Genomic DNA, 21,225 nt, shown 5'->3' with positions numbered 1-21,225 from the left:
ATGTCAAAAATCGGGTTGTTACCAAATATATAACAATTCAGTTCAGCGCCCATCCCATGGGCACATCGCCAACCGCTACCTCTCATCGCCTTAGCGGGCCATCACCAGCCTGTATGTCACTCATGAAGCGCCCACTGAATTGCCTTGGAAAACGCTTCAGTCGAAATAACATAACTACGATGATAGCGATGTACTGAAGCCTGATCCGGACATGACGTCCCCCGGACAAACATGATCTCGGCACCACCGGCCTCGATAAAGCTCGCATAACCGCGAAAATTGAAATCCAGGCAATCATTGATCAGAGCGACGATGCGAGCCCCGGCATTGCAGAAAATCGCATTCGTAAGCGCCGAACTACACGAGCCAACCACAATGGCAGCAGATTGAAATGCATCGACTTGTTCGGAGAAGCTCATCGTTTCTGGGTAAATTGTTGTGAATCCAAAGTCGTGGAGTATTTTTACCAGCTCGACCTCATTCACCAACTGTCGACTGCTGAAACCACGTCTGGAGAGAAATAAGCGCGTCGGTTTTTCAGAAAATATAAAGTTTTCCCTTTCCAGCCCTTCAAGAATTTTCGTTTTCAACTGGGAGAAGATATCAAGCGGCCAAACTGTGTCATAAGCAACCCCCTCTTCCACGTCCAATGGAAAAAAGGCAGGAACCGGCGCCACAGCCAGCTTGGAAAACTCGACGGTGGTATTAGCCGGCAAGACAACAACGGGTCGTTTCCTTGAGTTCAGCAGAGAGAGCGAATCCAGATGTGACTGGGGCATGTTCGCATCCACCACAATTGAAAAACTCTCATCACAGAACTCACTGTCGAAAGCCAGCATTCTGGGCAAATACTCAAGAAACCAATGCCCATAATTGCCGCTTTGGACACCAAACATTTTCAATCCGTGGTCGAGCACCTCGGGTTGTCTATTTGGCCACTGCACCAACGCTTGCTCCCCATTTCTTGAGAGCACGACTTTTTCTTTGTCGTACATGTCACCCAATCCCGAACGGTGAAAAACGGGATGCGTAATGCCATCTAAAACAACCTGCTTATTACTAATAACGACATTACATTTGGAAATACCAACCGCCCTTTCCATAAGTGCAATATAAAATGGTGGTGCCAAAAGGTCGCCGGCCTCAGAAGTAAGCGGTGAGCCTTCTTCAAGAAAGTGCAAGGACAGTTCCGCAATCGGGCGTGATGGCAGAATCTCGTAGTATGAATAATCAAACTCAATACAATGGCTTTTGACCGAACGCATAGGCATGATGTGCGTCCCGAGCTCTCCCTTTTTGACCTTACTTTCACCGATTAAACGTAACGCTTCAGGCGCCATACCCTGATTAAAATACTGTCGAGCCAGCTTTATCAAAGCATGTCCTGCCAGCTCATATCCACGCTGGTTAGCCAAGGAATAATTTCTATAAGCAAGATCGCTATCCCCCCGCCCTTCTGCAATTTCCCCTGCCTTCGTCAGCGCATACGAATACAGATTATCCGAATCTAGGATTCCAGGACTTTGCGATAAACCCTCGAAAATACGCTGGGCACTCAAAAAGCGTCCAGCCAAACAGAAACATATACCTACTATTTTCAAGTAGAGTGGCGCCGGGACATAATCTTTGGCAAACCGAAGAAGCTTTATGGCGTGACGAAAATTCTTTAGCGACGCACTATGTATGGCTTGATATGCCATAGAGAATTCATTTTGAATACTACCGGATAAGCTATCGTCGAAATGAGGGCCCAACACAAGCTCTACAATCGACAGCGATTCACGCCCCTCATGAATGCCAGAATGCATGAAATGTAATAGAGGATTTACACTGGCTTCTTTAATATCGGGATAGGTATCATAATAGTAGCGCGTTGAGAAAAAAGGCGAAGGATCAAGGCCGGCGGCTGCCCCCTCCAGAACATAATGTTCTAAAAGAGTGATATTCAACCATTGCACACCCGGCAATTGCGCCAAGTAATACTCGCTATCGAATAATGGATGAGGGTTACTATCCTTGCTGAACCCTTTGCTAACAAAATCAACGACAGGCTCACCTGAACTACCCGCATTGCCTTGATGGCAACGCGACCAGTAACCAGAGTCAAAATACGGTAAAACAAGCTCAAGTCGAGTATCAAGATTATCAATTGTGCTTTTTGCTTGAGGAACCGAAAGCTTTGCAAGCAGCCGGCGCAGGCACGATTTGCTTATCGAAAGACAGTTAGCAAACAAAGATTTCACCATCATTTACCTCAAGAAATAGCAGAAAGGTAATGGTTGAGCAGCTCAATCCGAGGGCGCATCTGCCCCTCATAACTGAACTCTCTCAAGATGGCGCGCCTCCCGTTTTGCCCCAGTTCAATCAATGCCTCTCGATCGGAGAGATAGCCGTAAATCAATTGACTGATTGAATCAGGATCCCTGTCAATAATCTTCATCTCGTGATCTTTAAAAATGGCACTGCCATCGAGATGAAAATTCATACCTTTGAAATCGGTCAGGAAGACAGCAACCCCTTTCAAACCGGCCTCTACTACAGCGGTTGTTGGAAAACCATCAAACGATTCCGGCTGTGAAGGATCCAACGCACTGACATGGATATTGGGAGACAATATCAAATCCATTGTTGTGTAAAATTCGTCGAAGAAACCTGCGGATTGCGTCCCATAGAACGTGATATTACGAATATCACCGAGTTCTATGGTTTTTTCATCAAATCCACCAACGACGTGAAAACGGATATCTGCTGAGTTCGCAAACTTTTTGACGATATCGACAAATACGTCGTACCCCTTTTCAGCACCGGTTGCCGAATATTTCTGAGCGACAAAACATACATCAAGGGGCTTATCCAGACTCTTCGCTGTCGGCAACTGATCGTTCAACGTATAAATATTTGGAATGATGCCGCCGTATATATGTTGAATACGGTCTGGCTCACAAAAACCACCCTCGACCAGATATCGATAGGAGACGTTTTGCGTTGTAATAATTTTGGACAGCTTTGGGTTATCACAAAGTCTGCGAAGTTTCTGATCCGAAACCCTGTCATTCAAATTGAACCCTCCGCCCGGATAAAGTGTAAACAAGAGGTGCTCGGCAGATGGCAGACCTATCTGAGTATAAAAGTAATCCGCCAGGTTCAAGAAGACGCAATAAGCGAGTTTGGGATCGCCAATAAAGTCAGCATCAAAATACCTGATTCGATTCGACGCCAGCCCGCTCGCTTTTTTGAATTGATCTACCTGTGCATGAAACGGCAGTGGTTCGCCGTATTTTGACAAATTATCCGGCAGCACCTGTATTGAACACTCGGCAATCTCTTCCAGGTAGCTCTTGAACTCACCATAACGAAAAGAAGATATCTTGGACGGAAAGGACGAATCCAATAGCAGGATCTGCGACTCACAAGGCAGGTCTGTATTGACTTTTTTTGCTTCGGCAATAGTCATTGCCGCTTCCGAAACCAAACTTTCAAAGACTGGAGGTATCTCGGATAACTCTGCGAGGGCGTTACCCGCCTTCTCGAACCGACCAAGCCTGAATATGCAAAGAGCGAGTGCCGTTTTGATCTGATTCGATTCCGGGAGCAGGTCCAGAAACTCACCTAGAACGGAGTGCATCTCAGAAAACTTATTTGAACTTCGATATTGATTGATGAGTAGCGCGACTGCTGCATCCTCAATCAATTGACGATGCAAATCGATCATTTCAGGCGTTGCCACCCCACCCTTATACCACGCCAGTCCACGTCTTATTGTAGCCAGATCCGGCGCACCCAGAGTTAACATCAAGTTTAACTTTACAGCCATGCTGTTCAACGGATCAAACTCAAGAGCCTTTTGAATTCGAAGCCCGGCATCAGCACTGGTAATTGAAAGCGGCCAACGCCCCTCTGCAAAACCACATTCGGTGTAATGAGAAAGGGGGTCGGCATTGGCGGCAGCAATGTCAGGATACCTTTCCAGGTAGAAATCCTTATCAAGCAACTCCTTGCATGCCATTTTAACCGCGTCGAGCTTTTCAGGCTCCTTCTTGACAATCTTAAAAAGATAATTACGGGCAACAGACTTCAAATACTCGATCATATTATTTATTAATTTTCGCATTCTAAAATCCCCAAGGGCCCAGAAAATCTAGTCCCTTCCTTTTTAGACAGCTCACTGGCATGCCTGCACCGGATCAGCATAGCCCTTTAAACTTTGGATCACATAAACCAAAAGCCCACCCTGAGAAAGGGTGAGCTTTTTCAACACTAAAAACTCAACTGCGCAATTATAAAAAACTACATACCAAAATAAGCGGTCGCGACAGAAGCCGGATCTCCGTCCATTTTTATCTTTCCGTGTTCCAACCAGATAACCCTATTACAGGTGTTCAGGACAAGCTCACGTGAATGAGTCGCCACCACCAGTATCTTGGTAGAGTTTAGTATGTCAGTCATCCGCGCCTCTGCTTTATGCTGGAAATTTGCATCGCCTACAGACAACCATTCATCCATCAGAAGAATCTCTGGAGAAATGATTGTAGAGACGGAAAATGCCAAGCGCAGATGCATACCGGAAGAATAAGTCCGCGTAGGCATATCGATAAAATCCCCCAGTTCTGAGAATTCTACGACTTCGTCAAATCTAAGTTCGATTTCAGACTTGCTGATACCTAGAAGGGCTGCTCGATAATAGATATTTTCTCGCCCGGTCGCCTCGTGATCGATGCCAAGCGAGATATCAATTAACGAACCAATATCACCTTTGATACTGGCAACACCTGAAGTGGGCACAAAAACGCCGGACAACAGGCGCAATAAAGTACTCTTACCCGCTCCGTTATGCCCTAGCAAGCCGACTCTATCGCCATCCTTGAAGGAAAAATTGATATCCTCCAAAGCGCGAACGACTACGTGCCCCCGTTCGTCTGCTGACAATTTTCCGCCCGTAGCGACCTGAATAAGCCGTTTTTTTAGGGAGCGCCCATTAGCATTGTAAATGGGAAATTCGGCAGTGACGTTATTAAAATCAATAGAAGCCATACAATATTCCATTAAAGCCAGTAAGGGATACGGCGCATATACCGATTATATATAACAATTGCCAACAACCAGCCGAACACTGCCATAGCGATCGCGAAGATCCAGCTCTCCGGAGCAGGCGTAGTACCCAATACCGGCCCACGGGTAATTTCCAACAAATGATAAATCGGATTTGAATTGAGCAAGTAGGCCGCATGCCGCGAGGGAAGCAATGACGGCGCCCACATAATGGGCGTCAGGTAAAATACAACTTGGGTAGCGTTTACGATGATCTGAGTGATGTCACGGAACCTGGTGCTCAATACCCCAAGAACCAGAGAAATCCAGAGCAGATTTATAGACAGCAGAATGATGCCTGGCACAAATAGCAGCATCGTCAGGGTCAGTGGTTTGCCAACAATCAAGAAGACAATCGGCACAATGACAATATTATGCCCCAACACAATCAAGTTGCGCCAGAAGCACCGAAGCACATGAACAAAAAGAGGAATATTTAACTGCTTGATAATCGCTTCAGCAGAAGTAAATGCTACGCAACCTTCGGTCACATTGGACGAGATAAACCCCCAAAGGACGATACCCAAAGCAAGGAATGGCAAGTATTCCTGCATCGGCGTATTAAATATCTGGCCGAATACCAAACCAATAGAGGCAATCATTACCCCCATACTGACGGTTAGCCAAAACGCGCCTAATGCAGAACGTCTGTATCGCTGCTTGATATCCGCCCATCCCAGCATGCCGACGAGTGGATAGCGCTTTGCTGACGAAACTATGTCAGCCAGTGCGTTAAATATTGAGTTACTTGTCATTAATTACGCCATACTTAGTTAAAATCAACCCTGGTCGGGCATCGCCCGGACCAGGTATTTCATCAATCGGCGAATATTTAATAAACGCCAAACACACGTTCTCGAAAACTCAAGAACGGGAGAGTCTGGTCAATACCCGCTGCCAGACCCCGATAGCTCTTGATTTCTGTTGACTCATCACCGCAACGACTTTTGGACGAAGCACATCGATCTCCCCCAACTCCTTCTGGAACCAACGATCATCCAGACCATAATCCTCAACAATGACTTTGTGATGAGCTGGACTGTTCAGCAGCTTGTTCAGCTTCAGCATACCAATCATCTGATAGGGTTTCCCCAGCCACTGATTATAACTCCAGTACAAAAGCGCCTTTTCGATATCAAGATGAACATCGGAAGCGATCGTCTTCAACTTGATCAAGTCAGAAAACCCATCTTCCAACTGTTTCGCAGTCACATCGTCAAAGAATTCATCCGCAATCAGATAATGCTCATTGATGGTACGAATCGAATTGGAAACGGTTTGACTGCTGGCGTTCTCACCAGGCATCAATCGAAAGGTAATCAATTCTCTATCGGATATATGGATCGGATAGTGCTTGACCAAGCGAATCCACATTTCCATATCCGGTAACTGACGCAGCCGATTACTGTACATGCCCAGATGATCGTAACAACTCTTGCGAATCAGCATTGTAGGATGGCAGATGCAGTTTCCCAACTCGAAGAAGCGCCTCAACCAAGCACCCTGCGAACGATTCTCTTGGTCGAATACGTCCGATGCTTTACCCATGGAGTTGCCATCTTTATCGACAAAACGCGCCCTGCCGAAACAGGCGCCAACCTGAGGATTGTCTCGCATGAACTTGACTTGATAAGCAAGCTTATCGGCATCGCACCAGTAATCATCCGAATTTATGAGCGCGATAAATTCACCCGATGAACGCGCAATTAGCTCGTTGGTAACAACACCCGCACCTCGGTTCACTTCATTGGGGAAAAACTTGATTCGCTCATCCTTGATTGAGGCGACCACCTCTCGGGTCGAGTCCGCAGAGCCGTCATCCGAAATCAAGAACTCAAAATCCACATCCACTTGCCCGAGCACGCTCTGGATTGCTTGCTCGACAAAACTGGCGTGATTATAAGTCGCCATGATGACGGATACTGTAGGGTTTTTCATACCGAACGACTCCGCTTAACGACTCTGGCAAGTAGATTCATGACGGCAACGGGAACAAGCAATTTGATAAACATTATAAAAACGGGTGGCATTAAGCTCACAAGTGTCGGAATTACACGAAACACCGGCTTCCCAACGGACTCGGCAACGTGTCCGAGCTGTGAGACAGTAATTACATGACGTAAGTGGCTGGAGAGCCGCTCAAAGTCCTCGTGAAAAACATTATCTGTCAATGCGTCATATGCGGGCAGAATGGCCAACTGGGTTTTCAACTTATCGATATGCGGGGTTTGTGTCCAAACGCCACCACCGTGAAGACGGTATACCGACATTGGTTCTTCCAAAAATCCAATCAAGCTGGTTTTGGCCAAAACAATATTGGTGATCCAGTCATATGATTTGATATCAAACAATCCTTCGGGGAGTCGAATCAAGGCGCTCCGCCTGTACATACAGGTTGAAAAGTTGCCCACAACATTATCAGCAATCAATTCTCTGGCAGAGATAAACCGATGCCCGGTGGAAGCCGGAACTCTCGGTGAAAGTTGTGCACGATCTTCTTCATAAACATAATAATTGACAGAGCATACATCTGATTCCCAATGCTCTGTCAGAAAGTCTACCTGGCGTTGCAACTTCCAGGGACTGATCCAGTAGTCGTCCCCCTCAAGCACCGCCACGAATTTCGAGGTACAAGCTTCAAAACCGCGCTTGTAGTTTTTCGTGATACCCAAATTTTCACTATAGTCCAGGTATTTGAATGTAAAGCGCGGATCAACGCCTTCATATTCTTTAACAATCGAAAGCGTGCTATCGGAAGATTTATCATCCGCTACGACCAATTCGATCGGCCCATCAAATACCTGTCCAAACAGGGAATTCAGCGCCTGGCGAATATGTTTTTCGTGGTTGTATGCAACCAACAGAACCGATATGCCAACCGCCTCTTTAAGCACTGGTCACCCCTTCTTCTGATTTTGGTTTTTTAGGGATAAAAATTTCCGCTTCGCCGTCAATGACCAACTGCCCCTTGACAGTGCAGTAAGTCCTGAACGTTACCACTCGCTTACGAGTGCTCACTGCTTTTACACAAACAGTAGCTTCAACCGTATCCTGAAGATAAACGGGAGCCTTAAAAACGAGGTTCTGCGAAATATAAACACAACCCGGACCTGGCAGCCGCGTTCCAAACATTGCAGAAAAGAAACCAGCCGAAAACAGACCATGCGCAATACGCGCCTTGAATCTCGAGTTCTGTGCGTACTCGTCACTCATGTGGACCGGGTTATTGTCTCCCGACAATCCAGCATACGCTTTAACATCGGCGTCCGTTACTGTATGAGAATACGAAACCTGCATACCGACTTTAATTTGTTCAATCGTCAATTCAGTCGGAAATAAATTGATCGTTGTCATTTACGCATCGCCTCTCGAGTGAGAGGGCGAGCCGGATTCCCCACAACTGTAGCGCCCGGAGGAACACTCTTGGTCACCACAGCGCCCATGCCAACGATCGCACCACGACCGATGGTCAGCGGCCGCGAGGCCTTGCCCTGAATAATGGAAGCACCTGTACCAATATAGGCGTGATCTTCAATAACAACATTACCATTACATTTGACACCAGGTGCAAACGTAACAAAGTCACCAATTACACAGTCATGGGCAACATAAGAATAGATATTCGCATGAAAGTGCTTGCCAATTTTCGCATTTGAAGTGACCGTCACAAATGGCGAAAGCACCGCACCTTCCGCGATATCATTGCTATCAAGGATCACAACATTTTCAGCGATGACCGAGAAAGGTTTCGCCCCCCGACTTTCACAGACGGCAGATATACGCTCCCGCGCGTCGGATGCTCCAATTGCGATACTGAATAGTATCTCGCCCGGCAAGGCTAGAAAACAATCGAGCGAAATAACTCGATAACCATTGATAGTTTCTTCCCCGACTTCGCCCTCGACAACAAAATACAGTTCCGCGCTATCGCTCGCAAGGAGGTCGTCCACCATAGCCTTGGCGAGGGGGATTACTTCACGGCCATATCCACCAGCGCCGATGATCCCAAAATACTTTCTCATACAGCCTCCTGAAAACCCATACAATTCAATATCTAATCGAGCGCTTGATAATCCGGCATATCATGTCTATTTCTTCACGCGATAGCGTATGGTAGAGCGGCAGGCAAATAATACGCCGTGAAACATCTTCAGAGATTGGGGAGTGTTGCTCGTGGACGTAAGGCAGGTCAGAAAGCGAAGGGTAAAAATAACGACGAGGATAAATATTATTCAGATTCAGCTCTGCCATAACGTGCAGGAGCGTCTTCTCATCTTCGAATATGACGGGGAAGTAAGAATGGTTGTAATCAGTATCTTTGGTGATTTTCTGGAAACGAATAGGAAGCTCGGTGAGCTCGGACTTGTAGTGCTCGCACAACTCTTTGCGAACTTTTAGAATCTCTTCAACATACTTGAGATTCGTCAACCCCATGGCAGCATGTACCTCGGAATTTTTGCCATTCACGCCTACGCCACCGAATTCAGTGAGTGACGAATGACCAAAGTTTCGCATCATTGCCATATTTTTCAGTATATCAGGACTGGACGTAATTACAGCGCCCCCTTCAATGGTATGAAAAAGCTTGGTGGCGTGAAAACTACAGGTCGCGACATCGCCATAGGCCAATAACGAGCGATTCTTATATTGAGTGCCGAACGCGTGAGCGGCATCATAGATAACGCGCAATTGATGTTTTTGTGCAATCTTTTCAATCGCTTCGACATCACACGGATTGCCGAATACATGGGTTGCCAAAATAGCGGAAGTGCGCGACGTAATGGCTTGCTCGATCTTTTCAGGGTCGATATTCAGAGTATCAGGACAAATATCAACCATAATAGGTTCACAACGTTCCCAGACGATGCTGGAAGTAGTCGCAACATAACTGAACGGAGTGGTGATAATTTCCCCTTGCAAATCGAGCGCTCGAATTGCAATTTGGAGCGCGATAGTACCATTACTGAGAAACAGCAAATGGTCGACATCAAGCTTTTCCTTGAGCTTTAATTCAAGCTCGTTCACCAACGGACCATTATTGGTAAACCATTCACGCTCCCAAACCCCAAGCAGATATTTTTGAAACTCACCAAAGGGAGGGACAAACGGCTTCGTAACTGTAATATTCATGAACGCCCCGACAAGCAAAACGACTACTTAGTTCTGTTAAAAATGATTGTATTAATACTACGAAGAGCTGAGTATCTCTCGAACGAACAAGCCGCGAGCCCTGACAGCTGGAAATTCGACTCCCTTTCCGAGGCAAACAGGGCACCTTAAACGCCGGACGAGGATACCGTAAAATGCCACCGAAGCATACCGCCCCCCCCTTGCCAGGCGCGGTCGAAGGGCCTCAGGAATCGAGCCTGCGCTGCTGATAAATCCAGTCCACAATCTCTCCATCGGGCGTGTAGCCACTCACCGTTTCCCGGAGAAGCTGACGAACACGCGAGTAGTCATCTTCCTCTACGGCAACCAGTAACTCACCCAAGCGTGTCTTCAGCACATCCCACGGCACATGATCTTCATCCGCACTCATGATCATTGGGTGAGGAGTGGCTGAAACATTGTCACCTATCAGTAACTCCTCATAGAGCTTCTCACCTGGGCGAAGACCGGTGAACTCAATAGCGATGTCCCCCTGAGGACTTTTATCCGATCGAACGCTCAATCCCGACAGATGAATCATTTTCTCTGCCAGCTCGACAATCCTCACCGGCTCCCCCATATCGAGAACGAAAACGTCCCCCCCTTGCCCCATCGACCCCGCCTGGATGACTAATTGGGCTGCCTCGGGAATTGTCATGAAGTATCGAGTGATCTTCGGATGAGTGACCGTCAAGGGTCCACCCGACTTGATCTGACTGTGAAAGAGGGGTATCACGGAGCCTGACGAGCCGAGTACATTGCCAAAGCGCACCATCGTAAAGCGGGTTTTGTTCACCCGTGAGATGTTGCCTTTGTCGCCAAACAGCACTGGCGCGACTTCACGACTCAGCGCCTGCAAAATCAGTTCCGCGAGACGCTTTGTACCTCCCATCACATTCGTTGGACGGACGGCCTTGTCGGTGGAAATCAGAACGAAGTTCGACACCCCCGTTTGCAGAGCCGCCTGCGCAGTGTTCAAGGTTCCAATGACGTTATTGAGCACACCCTCGGCGATGTTATGTTCCACCATCGGTACATGCTTATACGCCGCTGCGTGATAAACCGTGTCAACTTTCCAAGTCCTCATTACATTCTGAAGTTTATGGGGATGACGGATAGAACCCAGGATCGGAAGCAAGCGAATCGAGATGGACTCACGGTCTATTCGGCGCTCGAGCTCAGACAAAATGCTGTAGAGATTGAACTCGCCATGATCAAACAACAACAGCGCGGTGGGGCCCAATGAAAAGATCTGACGGCAAAGCTCTGAACCGATCGAGCCACCGGCCCCCGTCACCATTACAACTTTGCCTTTTATACAATGGGTCAGCAAATCCGCTCGAGCCGGCACGGAATCACGTCCTAGGAGATCAGCAATATCAACCTCCTGAATATCGTCTACTTTCACTCGACCACTGGCCAGATCGGTGAAATTTGGAACACTTCTGATATGCAGCGGAAAGCCTTCAAGGAAGTTGAGAATTTCGCGACGACGTGCTCGCGTTGACGAAGGAAGCGCAAGGAGTATTTCCTGGGCCCCCGTCACATCAATCATTTGCTGTATATGCTTTGGTTTATAAACTTGAAGCCCGGAAATAGACCGATCTGCAATACTGGGATCATCATCAATGAAAGCGACCGGCCGCATTACCCGCCCCATGCGCAAAGCAGCGACCAGTTGATTGCCGGCCACTCCAGCTCCATAAACAGCAACTTTTGTCAAACCATCGTCGCGATTTGTGAAGGGCATGTGCTGGGCAGCCGAGAACCAATCCCCCATGAAATACTGGCGCATGCACAGGCGCAATCCACCAATAATCACTAGACTTAACCACCAGTAATTGAAAATAATTGAACGAGGCACCACGCTGGCGTGATTGCTGTACCAATAAACGACCACCGCGAGTATCAGTGACGAAAGGCTTACAGCCTTGACAATGGCAATAAGGGCATCATTGCCAAAATACCGCATCACAGCACGGTACATTCCGATACGTATGAAGAGCGGGATTGCAACAATTGGCGCGCTCACGAAGAGCCATGCATGCACCCTGATCGGGTTGTACATGTCATCAATGCCCAAGCGGACGATGAACGCTAACCAGAGTGCCAGCCAGACCAGCACAATGTCGCTGCCAACCTGTAGCAGGCGCTTCTGCCTGCGTGGCAACCCCAGAAGAAATGAACGTAATTTATCCATCGATTCGCTCGATCACCGCTCTGCTCCCTGAACCTATTAACCGTCGCATTGTATCCCTTTTTTTCGGGGAAATACGACCACTGAACGGAAGGCCGAAGCGTGCCCCCCCCCCCCCCCACGCCCCGCCATTCGCCACCAAGCCACCTATGCTGTTAAACTGGCGCAAAGCCCATCCGCATTCATTACTGCAACTTGCCTAAAATATACCTCAAAATGTACGCGACTCTTAATAAATTGAGCACATGCGCTACATGACCCAGGTGCGAGAGCTTTCAATCATGACAGAACAAACGAAGGATAACTTCCACTTGGATTCCGATCCATCGACGATACTTGGGCCCTCGATAGAGAGCAAAAAAGTCGCAATACTTGTTTGCACTTACAATGGAGAACGCTTTCTCAGGGAACAACTGGATTCCTTCATTAGCCAGACCCATAAAAACTGGTCAATCCATGTATCGGATGACGGCTCGACCGACTCGACACTGGAAATTCTTGAGGAGTACAAGAAACAACTAGGCGATGAAAAAATCGTCATCTTGCAAGGCCCTCGCCAAGGCTTTGCAAAGAACTTTCTGTCACTGATTAAAAATCGAGAAATTGTCGCCGATTACTTCGCATTCAGCGATCAGGACGACATTTGGCTTGAAGACAAACTGAGTCGAAGCATCGCCCTGATACCCCAAGCCCCCATCAACAAACCCCATCTGTACTGCTCAAGAACAAAGCTGGTCAACACCGACCTTGCACCATTGGGTTTTTCTCCGCCATTCAAAAAGCGCCCCTGTTTTGAAAACTCATTGGTTCAAAGCATAGCAGGCGCCAATACGATGCTGATCAACAATGCGGCTCGCGACCTAATGTGCCGGATCTCCGATGACTCCCCGGTCGTGGCTCATGACTGGCTTGCCTATCTGTTGGTGACAGGCTGTGGTGGTCAGGTTACCTTTGATCAAACCCCGACACTGCTTTATCGACAGCACGAGGCCAACCTGATTGGTGCGAATGCAACCTTCAGAAATCAGGTTATTCGAATCTTGAAAATGCTGAGCGGACGCTTCAGTGAGTGGAGCACTCAAAACCTGATCGTTCTGAACTCCATCAGAATGGAGCTCACAGAAGACAATAGACGCACGCTTGAACGATTCGAAGATGCCCGCAAAAATGGATTGCTTTCAAGGCTTCGCTTGATGAAGAAAAGTGGCGTTCACCGGCAAACACTCAAAGGCAACATCAGCCTGGTTGCCGCCGCGATACTCAATAAAATATAAAGACATCCGCAACACAACAAAACGCCTATCAGACAAATCTTCGGAGTAGTTTTCGCGACGCCTGGTCAGCCTGCTACTCCCGCCTCAAACTTCCATGCGAGCACTGCCAACGGAACAAACGCTATCAGACAACCCAGCCCGCCCCCCAGCCAACCCGCCCCCACCAACAATGCAATCGGCAACAGCCAAACAAGGTTGATCAAAACAACAAGAGAAGCCACCACCAGATGGCTTTGGTATCGACGCGAGGCGTGCTGATAGGCGTGACTCCTATGAGCCTGATAAACCTTCTCACCCCGAAGAAGTCGCCTCATCAGAGTCCAGGTCGCGTCAACAATGAAAACACCAAGAAGTATTATCCAGCACCAAAAGAGCTCAGGCCGAACCCAGGCAGACTCTAACGCTAATGCACCCAGAATGAACCCCAAGAAACCACTGCCGGCGTCCCCCATGAAGATTCGTGCTGGAGGAAAATTCCAGCACAAGAAACCTGCAACAGCCCCGATCAGGACCAGCGGTCCCCATATCAGGCTTGTAGCATCGAAGCACCAGTAAACCAGAGACATCCCCAAACACGCACAGATGGCCTCCGCGCTCGCCAAACCATCGATGCCATCCATAAAGTTGTAGAGATTGAGCATCCAAACCAGATAGAACGCTGCCAGTACGCTACCTATCACCGAAAGGTCGACTCTCTCACCAAACAATTGGATCGGTGCAAGACCGTTAAGCCAGTACAACGTCCAAGCTGCAGCTATAAAGTGACCGAGGAGCCGCCACTTGGCGTCGATATGCCCGTGATCGTCCGCGAAACCAATGATTGCGATAAGCAGCCCGCCACCCAACACCCCCAGTAACGACGCTCCTCCCAAGTAACCCATCCCCCCCAACACAGGGAGCGCCAGCGAACAGGCCACGACAATGGCGACGCCCCCGCCCCTGGGGGTCGGCACAGAATGAGAACTCCGTTCATTCGGGATATCCATCAGGCTTTTGGCCAACGCATAACGACGCAGTACCAAGGTCAACCCACAGGAGATTGCAAAAACCACACCTAACAACCACCAGACAATCATCAGTATTTTAAGTCCCGGTAATAATCTGCAGTTTGACGGAGCGCCTTCTCGACAGAGACTGGCGGAACCCAGCCGAGTACACGCCTGGTTTTACTGATATCGACTTGCAACGAGGCACACAGGCGCTGGGCAACACCTTGCTTTCCAAAACACGATGCCACAGCCTTCAGCAGCCATACCGGCAACGGTAAGAGCAGTGCTTTTTTACCAAGAGCACTTGCCATGTTATCGAGCAATTGAGTGGTGGACATATCTGCGTCATCACTAACAAGAAAGGTTTGCCCGGCCGCGGCAGGATGGTCAATGCAAGTGACCAGCAGGTCCACAAGGTTACCAATTGCCACCAGGCTTCGCCGATTACCAATCGCCCCCAAGGGCAGTACCACCCCCCTGTCGAGCCAGCGCATCATACTCAGGAAGTTCGCCTTGACACCTGGACCATATACGAGCGGCGGGCGAATAATGACCACCTCAATCCCTGTCTCTCTTGCGACTTCCCTCAGCGCTATCTCCGCCTCCATCTTCGAAATACCGTAAGGATCCATCGGCTGCGGTTTCAAATCCGCATCAAATGGTTTCCCTGGCTCCGTTGACTCACCATTGACTTTAATCGAGCTGATAAAAATGAAGCGCTTTACTCCGGCAGCAGCAGCACTTCGTGCAAGCCTGACAGTACCGTCGACATTGATACGCCGAAACTCGGCAACGGCATCGACTGCCTTGTCATTCATTACATGAACGCGAGCTGCGGCGTGCACAACCACCTCGATACCCATCATTGAAGTGATCGTGACTGCGTCCCCCAAGTCGAAGGGCACGACCTGACAAAGGCCGTCCAGTCGCGTTCTGCCACGTGAAGCGGCCACTGGAGTGAACCGACGCTCAAGAAGCAGTCTGTAAACAACAGCCTCCCCGACAAACCCACTCGCCCCCGTCACCAGTACTCGCGAGGCGCTCATTTGGCTTTACTTCCAATAACAGCGGTTGCCAAACATATAAAAAAGAAAAACATCTTGTCGCGAAACCTGCGCCGACACTTACAAGCGCTTAAAGACAACGCAAGCAACTCTTTCCGCCCCAACTTGAACCACCGACTAACAAATGGTGTCCCTGAAGCCCCCACAAGACTCGCTATCAATTTGACTTGGGAGAACCACCAGCCATCATGAATGGTTTTGTAACGAGCAATCAGCGGATTGATACCTGTATTGGCCCCAACCTGATTCCGATCGTGCTGTCGGTACTGCATTGAAGAATAAGGATCAATTAGCCATTTATAGCCATGACTGCGCGAAAAAGCATAGCAATACCAATCATGCAAACTGACATCCTGAATAGCCTGCCAGTTTTCAACAATTGAGGTCTTCAACACTCCAGCCAAATGGTGACTAAAGACATATGTACAGCCTGGCCCTGCTGCCTCAAACAAATAGTCCCACTCAACTTGAGCCTGAGCTTTATCAAGAAGGTGCGTTCTTCCATTCGACCAGAATGCCGTCACATTACTGGAGTAGGCATCAACATCTTGTCCGCGCAACATTCCGGTTGCTCTCTTCAGCTTATCCGAATGCCACACGTCATCTTGGTCAGCGAACGCAATGAAGTCATAAGCTTCAAAGTTTACGTCGCGCATCAAACGAAAAAAATTGCGGGAAGCACCACCAAATCGCCCCACCGATGGCAACACGGTTACATCTGAGTGTAAGGCCGCGAAAGACTCGCACCACGCCTCAGTGCCATCATTGGAGGCATCGATGCTGATATGGATACTGACGTCTACTGCAGACTGGCAGAGGATCGAAGTCAACTGTTCTTCGATCCACTGCATGCCATTGTAGGCAGCCAGCAAAACCGCAACTTTGGGATGTTTTACTGGCATGCCATTCCTGTCTGGACCGGTTAAACGCTACTGCTCGAAAGGTATGAGCCTTCGAATCAGTGGGAAGGCGAGTCCAGGAGCTTTTGCAGATACTGACCGTAGCCAGTCTTCTTCAAAGCATCAGCCTGAGTACCCAACTGCTCGGCAGTAATCCAGCCATTGTGGTAAGCAATCTCTTCCAGGCACGCCACCTTCAGGCCTTGGCGCTGCTCGATGGTGTGCACGAAGTGACTGGCTTCCAGCAGCGAATCATGGGTACCGGTATCCAGCCATGCAAAACCACGACCGAGCATTTCAACGTTGAGGGTCTTCTGCTCGAGGTATGCACGGTTAACATCAGTGATTTCCAGCTCACCACGTGGGGATGGCTTGATGCTCTTGGCGATTTCCACGACTTGGTTGTCGTAGAAGTACAGGCCAGTCACCGCGTAGCTGGATTTTGGCTTCAGCGGCTTCTCTTCGATGCTCAAGGCGCGGCCGGCAGCGTCGAACTCGACTACACCGAAACGCTCCGGATCCGATACGTGATAGCCGAATACAGTTGCACCGTGCTCTTGAGTACTGGCGGATCGCAGGTTTTCCGAGAAGTGCTGACCGTAGAAGATGTTGTCGCCCAGGATCAGGCAGCAAGGATCTTTGCCAATGAACTCTTCACCGATGATGAAGGCTTGCGCCAGACCGTCCGGGCTAGGTTGCTCGGCGTAGGTCAGTTTGATGCCGTACAGGCTGCCGTCACCCAGCAATTTTTGAAAACTTGGCAGGTCTTCAGGGGTGGAGATAATCAGGATTTCGCGCATACCGGCGAGCATCAGCACCGACAGCGGATAGAAGATCATCGGCTTGTCGTAGATCGGCAGCATCTGTTTGGACACGCCGAGGGTCAACGGGTGCAGGCGAGTGCCCGAGCCGCCAGCGAGGATGATGCCTTTACGATTTGTCGTGGTCATTTGTTCAGGACTTCCATAAGCATTCGGGTGACACCACTTTGCCAATCCGGCAAGTGCAGAGAAAAATTGTCGCACAGCTTCTGAGTGTTCAACCGTGAGTTCAGAGGGCGGCGCGCCGGTGTTGGGTAGGCGGTTGTGTCAATCGGATTGATCGCCGTGACGGCAAGCTCTTCACCGGTGGCCTTGGCAAAACCGATCACATGGCTGGCATAGCCGTGCCAGGACACTTCACCACTGGCCGCCAGATGATACAGGCCCGCCAGTTCAGGGCGTAGCTGGACCTGCTGAATGGCCAGTGCCGTTACATCGGCGATCAAATCTGCGCCGGTTGGGGCACCGATCTGGTCGGCGATGACGCTCAGGGTGTCGCGGTCCTTGGCCAGACGCAGCATGGTCTTGGCGAAGTTATTGCCGCGAGCGCCATAGACCCAGCTGGTGCGGAAGATCAGGTGCTTGCAGCCCGAGGCAATGATCGCTTGCTCGCCGGCCAGTTTGCTGGCGCCGTAGTGATTCACCGGGGCGACGGCATCCGTCTCTTGCCACGGCGTCAGGCCTTCACCGCTGAACACATAGTCGGTCGAGTAGTGAATCAGCCAGGCACCCAGGGATACGGCTTCTTCAGCCATGACTTGGCTGGCTTGACCGTTCACACGATCGGCCAGTTCGGTCTCGGATTCGGCTTTATCGACCGCGGTATAGGCCGCTGCGTTGACGATGATATCCGGCTTGACCTTACGAATCGTCGCGCGCAATGCATCGAGATCAGACAGGTCGCCGCTCAAACCATCGACCGGGTGACGATCGAGGGCGATCAACTCGCCAAGTGGTGCAAGGGAGCGCTGAAGCTCCCAGCCGACTTGGCCGTTTTTTCCCAACAGAAGGATTTTCATGCTTTGTCCGAACGATCCGTGTAGTTCTGATCGATCCATTGCTGGTAGCTGCCGCTCTTCACGTGAGCTACCCATTCAGTGTTGTTCAGGTACCACTCGACGGTTTTGCGGATACCGGTTTCAAAGGTTTCTTCCGGCGTCCAGCCCAGCTCGCGCTGGATTTTGCTGGCGTCGATGGCATAGCGCTGATCGTGGCCCGGGCGATCCTGAACGTAGGTGATCAGGCTGGCATGGGGGCGATGCGCAGAATCTGGACGCAGTTCGTCGAGCAGTGCGCACAGGGTATGCACCACTTCGATGTTTTGCTTTTCGTTATGGCCGCCGATGTTGTAGGTCTCGCCGATCACGCCTTCGGTCACGACTTTGTACAGTGCGCGGGCGTGGTCTTCGACGTAGAGCCAGTCACGGACCTGGTTGCCTTTGCCGTAGACCGGCAGCGGCTTGCCTTCCAGTGCGTTGAGAATGATCAGCGGGATCAATTTCTCTGGGAAGTGGCAAGGGCCGTAGTTGTTCGAGCAGTTGGTGACCAACGTCGGCAGACCGTAAGTGCGAGCCCAGGCGCGAACCAGGTGATCGGAACTGGCCTTGCTGGCCGAATATGGCGAGCTTGGCTGATACGGTGTGGTTTCGGTGAAGAGGTCTTCCGGACCTTCGAGGTCTCCGTAGACTTCGTCGGTGGAAATATGGTGGAAGCGGAAGTTGGCTTTACGCGCATCATCCAGCGCTGCCCAATAGTGGCGTGCAGCTTCCAGCAAGGTGTACGTGCCGATGATGTTGGTCTGGATGAATTCAGACGGACCGGAGATCGAGCGGTCAACGTGGGACTCTGCGGCCAGGTGCATGATGGCATCTGGTTGGTGCTCACGCAGAACACGGTCCACTTCATTACGGTCGCAGATGTCGACGCGTTCGAACACGTAACGCGAGTTCTGGCTGACTTCGGCCAGCGACTCAAGGTTACCGGCATAAGTCAGTTTATCGACGTTAACGACAGAGTCGGCAGTGTTGGAGATGATATGACGAATGACTGCCGAGCCGATGAACCCTGCGCCGCCGGTAACTAGAATTTTCACGCGAAACCATACCCTTAAGTTGCTGACAGGGCCGCCAACCGCGCACTGTCTAATCCATGAATGCAAAAGCCATCAAGTCAGCCGTGGCTTCTGACAGAGTCAGTCTGAACCGATTCGGGAACGCCCTATCGACCAAGCGCAGCATTTTACAGCTTAATGAAGGTTTTACTAATGGATATGGACAAGCCATGACGCAAATTCGACGCGTGCAACGGGTTTGTCGCAAATCAGACAAGGCGCTTGCGTGAAGCTCTGGACGTACGTCCCAGAAACCAGCCGAGAATCGGCCCGATCACCATGCCAATCAGCAGCGCAATCACCATGACCAGCGATACTGGCAACTGCGGGCCCGCCCAGCCCAGGAACAGCAGTGACACGCTTTGCTGGTTCTCAAGTACGAACGCCAGGATCGCGAGAACGAGCAACAGGACAACTATAGCGAGAAGTACGCGCTTGAGATTACGCATCAGCGATTCCTTGAAGTGCAGCAGCTGTCAAAGCCCCTCCTCCTCTTCCTCGTTCACGCGATCGCGCAGTTCTTTGCCTGGCTTGAAATGCGGAACGAACTTGCCGTCGAGGCTGACGGACTGACCGGTTTTCGGATTGCGGCCTACGCGCGGTGCGCGATAGTGCAAGGAGAAGCTGCCAAACCCACGGATCTCGATTCGATCACCGGTGGCCAGACATTGGGACATTTGCTCAAGCATGGTCTTGATGGCCAGCTCCACATCCTTGGATGAGAGCAGCCCTTGATGGGTGACAATTCGTTCGATCAACTCCGACTTCGTCATATTTTTCCCTTCTTTTTCAAGCAGCTAGGAAAAGCGCTTCAAAGGTTTTAGCATGCCCGGAGAAATTTGAACAGCCTGAGTTTTGACATATCCTTCCTCGTAATGAGGTGCCCGATTTAAGAACATCGGAACATTGCTCTAACCCGGCATTCATCTACAGATAACCAGCATGGTGCGCGTCAGATAACCCGCGGGATTGAAGCCGAAAGGGAATACATCCTCTTCCTTGGCATCATCGGACCTGACGACGACTTTATAACCTGCGCCCTTGCATTCCTTTGCAGCTCGCTTGTGGCACTTTTCCCAGCCGGAGCCCAACCCGGAACAATCGATCTCTATGCCACTGACTCCGCGCACTGCATGAGTCTTGGCGCTAGTGGTACAACCTGCCAATGTCAGTACTGCTATCACGACAATGAGCTTGTTCATTCGCTTCCTTATGCCGGGCGCAATGCCCAGCGGTCGTTCACTTCAGACTAAGCCTAGCCTCGAATAGATGATTGACCTGTATGAAGTTACAGACAACTTGTGTAGATCATTGGTTTCACGAAAGAAATAAGGCGGCGGGCAAACTGCCTTTCGTAGGAGCCAGGCTTGCCGGCGACAGCGTTTTTGCGGACGCCTTCGCCGGCAAGCCTGGCTCCTACGAAAAGCAGTGGTGTCAGCCCTCCTTGGGATTCACCAAATCGCAGACACAAAAAAGGGCGACCGAAGTCGCCCTTTTTTATGGTCTGTCAGAACTTAGTTCTGCTTTTCCATTTGTGCACGCAACAGGTCGCCCAGAGTGGTAGGACCAGCAGCGATGCTATCCGAAGGCTTGTCTTTCAAGCTCTGGATGGCTTCTTTCTCTTCAGCATCGTCT

20 protein-coding genes are annotated in these 21,225 nt (G+C 50.0%); 1 reads left to right on the top strand and 19 read right to left on the bottom strand.

Features of this window, described 5'->3' with window-relative positions:
- Positions 1-116: 116 nt before the first annotated feature.
- From ACIPLA_RS08975 to ACIPLA_RS08930, 10 genes are all read right to left on the bottom strand, one after another.
- Entirely contained in the window at positions 117-2,249 is a 2,133-nt protein-coding gene (locus ACIPLA_RS08975) for a glycosyltransferase family 61 protein (protein WP_401172972.1), read from the bottom strand.
- A gap of 5 nt (positions 2,250-2,254) precedes the next feature.
- Positions 2,255-4,111: a hypothetical protein gene (locus ACIPLA_RS08970; protein ID WP_401172971.1), complete on the bottom strand. Its 1,857-nt coding sequence runs from the start codon at positions 4,109-4,111 to the stop codon at positions 2,255-2,257.
- Between the two features lie 176 nt (positions 4,112-4,287).
- Positions 4,288-5,031, bottom strand: a complete 744-nt coding sequence (locus ACIPLA_RS08965) for an ABC transporter ATP-binding protein (protein ID WP_401172970.1) — start codon at positions 5,029-5,031, stop codon at positions 4,288-4,290.
- An 11-nt stretch (positions 5,032-5,042) separates the two neighbouring features.
- Positions 5,043-5,843: an ABC transporter permease gene (locus ACIPLA_RS08960; RefSeq protein ID WP_401172969.1), complete on the bottom strand. Its 801-nt coding sequence runs from the start codon at positions 5,841-5,843 to the stop codon at positions 5,043-5,045.
- Positions 5,844-5,952: 109 nt separating this feature from the next.
- Complete coding sequence (locus tag ACIPLA_RS08955) at positions 5,953-7,026, bottom strand: glycosyltransferase (protein WP_401172968.1); 1,074 nt, start codon at positions 7,024-7,026, stop codon at positions 5,953-5,955.
- Positions 7,023-7,982 carry a glycosyltransferase family 2 protein gene (locus ACIPLA_RS08950; RefSeq protein ID WP_401172967.1) on the bottom strand — a complete coding sequence of 320 codons (960 nt, stop codon included), beginning with the start codon at positions 7,980-7,982 and terminating at the stop codon, positions 7,023-7,025. The genes ACIPLA_RS08955 and ACIPLA_RS08950 overlap by 4 nt, the downstream gene beginning before the upstream one ends.
- A complete protein-coding gene (locus ACIPLA_RS08945) occupies positions 7,975-8,442 on the bottom strand; it encodes a MaoC family dehydratase (protein ID WP_401172966.1) in 468 nt (155 codons plus the stop codon). The genes ACIPLA_RS08950 and ACIPLA_RS08945 overlap by 8 nt, the downstream gene beginning before the upstream one ends.
- On the bottom strand, positions 8,439-9,110 hold the full coding sequence (locus ACIPLA_RS08940; protein ID WP_401172965.1) for an acetyltransferase: 672 nt from the start codon (positions 9,108-9,110) through the stop codon (positions 8,439-8,441). Before ACIPLA_RS08940 ends, ACIPLA_RS08945 begins: the two co-directional genes overlap by 4 nt.
- A 25-nt stretch (positions 9,111-9,135) precedes the next feature.
- Positions 9,136-10,218 (bottom strand): DegT/DnrJ/EryC1/StrS family aminotransferase, encoded by a 1,083-nt coding sequence (locus ACIPLA_RS08935; protein WP_401172964.1) that lies wholly within the window; start codon positions 10,216-10,218, stop codon positions 9,136-9,138.
- Between the two features lie 223 nt (positions 10,219-10,441).
- Complete coding sequence (locus tag ACIPLA_RS08930) at positions 10,442-12,436, bottom strand: polysaccharide biosynthesis protein (RefSeq protein ID WP_401172963.1); 1,995 nt, start codon at positions 12,434-12,436, stop codon at positions 10,442-10,444.
- A gap of 242 nt (positions 12,437-12,678) precedes the next feature.
- Between ACIPLA_RS08930 and ACIPLA_RS08925 the strand changes: the two genes are divergently transcribed.
- Positions 12,679-13,707 (top strand): glycosyltransferase family 2 protein, encoded by a 1,029-nt coding sequence (locus ACIPLA_RS08925; protein WP_401172962.1) that lies wholly within the window; start codon positions 12,679-12,681, stop codon positions 13,705-13,707.
- 65 nt (positions 13,708-13,772) lie between these two features.
- Here the strand turns inward: ACIPLA_RS08925 and ACIPLA_RS08920 are convergent, their stop codons facing one another.
- The 9 genes from ACIPLA_RS08920 to ACIPLA_RS08880 form a co-directional block, all read right to left on the bottom strand.
- Positions 13,773-14,783 (bottom strand): glycosyltransferase family 4 protein, encoded by a 1,011-nt coding sequence (locus tag ACIPLA_RS08920; RefSeq protein ID WP_401172961.1) that lies wholly within the window; start codon positions 14,781-14,783, stop codon positions 13,773-13,775.
- On the bottom strand, positions 14,783-15,742 hold the full coding sequence (locus tag ACIPLA_RS08915; protein WP_401172960.1) for a UDP-glucose 4-epimerase family protein: 960 nt from the start codon (positions 15,740-15,742) through the stop codon (positions 14,783-14,785). The genes ACIPLA_RS08920 and ACIPLA_RS08915 overlap by 1 nt, the downstream gene beginning before the upstream one ends.
- The gene (locus tag ACIPLA_RS08910) at positions 15,739-16,662 is read right to left on the bottom strand and encodes a glycosyltransferase (protein WP_401172959.1); all 924 of its coding nucleotides are present in this window, start codon (positions 16,660-16,662) and stop codon (positions 15,739-15,741) included. The genes ACIPLA_RS08915 and ACIPLA_RS08910 overlap by 4 nt, the downstream gene beginning before the upstream one ends.
- 56 nt (positions 16,663-16,718) lie before the next feature.
- On the bottom strand, positions 16,719-17,609 hold the full coding sequence (gene rfbA, locus ACIPLA_RS08905) for a glucose-1-phosphate thymidylyltransferase RfbA (protein WP_401172958.1): 891 nt from the start codon (positions 17,607-17,609) through the stop codon (positions 16,719-16,721).
- Entirely contained in the window at positions 17,606-18,499 is an 894-nt protein-coding gene (gene rfbD / locus ACIPLA_RS08900; protein WP_401172957.1) for a dTDP-4-dehydrorhamnose reductase, read from the bottom strand. Before rfbD ends, rfbA begins: the two co-directional genes overlap by 4 nt.
- On the bottom strand, positions 18,496-19,572 hold the full coding sequence (gene rfbB, locus ACIPLA_RS08895; RefSeq protein ID WP_192344042.1) for a dTDP-glucose 4,6-dehydratase: 1,077 nt from the start codon (positions 19,570-19,572) through the stop codon (positions 18,496-18,498). Before rfbB ends, rfbD begins: the two co-directional genes overlap by 4 nt.
- 227 nt (positions 19,573-19,799) lie before the next feature.
- Positions 19,800-20,039 carry a LapA family protein gene (locus ACIPLA_RS08890; RefSeq protein WP_192344041.1) on the bottom strand — a complete coding sequence of 80 codons (240 nt, stop codon included), beginning with the start codon at positions 20,037-20,039 and terminating at the stop codon, positions 19,800-19,802.
- A gap of 27 nt (positions 20,040-20,066) precedes the next feature.
- On the bottom strand, positions 20,067-20,363 hold the full coding sequence (ihfB, locus tag ACIPLA_RS08885) for an integration host factor subunit beta (protein WP_007899751.1): 297 nt from the start codon (positions 20,361-20,363) through the stop codon (positions 20,067-20,069).
- A 150-nt stretch (positions 20,364-20,513) separates the two neighbouring features.
- Positions 20,514-20,792, bottom strand: coding sequence for a hypothetical protein (locus ACIPLA_RS08880; protein ID WP_008071618.1), 279 nt, complete (start codon positions 20,790-20,792; stop codon positions 20,514-20,516).
- Positions 20,793-21,225: the final 433 nt, after the last annotated feature.

It is taken from the genome of Pseudomonas sp. NPDC086112, from assembly GCF_044746425.1.
GTDB lineage: Bacteria > Pseudomonadota > Gammaproteobacteria > Pseudomonadales > Pseudomonadaceae > Aquipseudomonas.
Note: the sequence above shows the minus strand (reverse complement) of the source record. Positions and strands in the feature narration are given on the sequence as shown.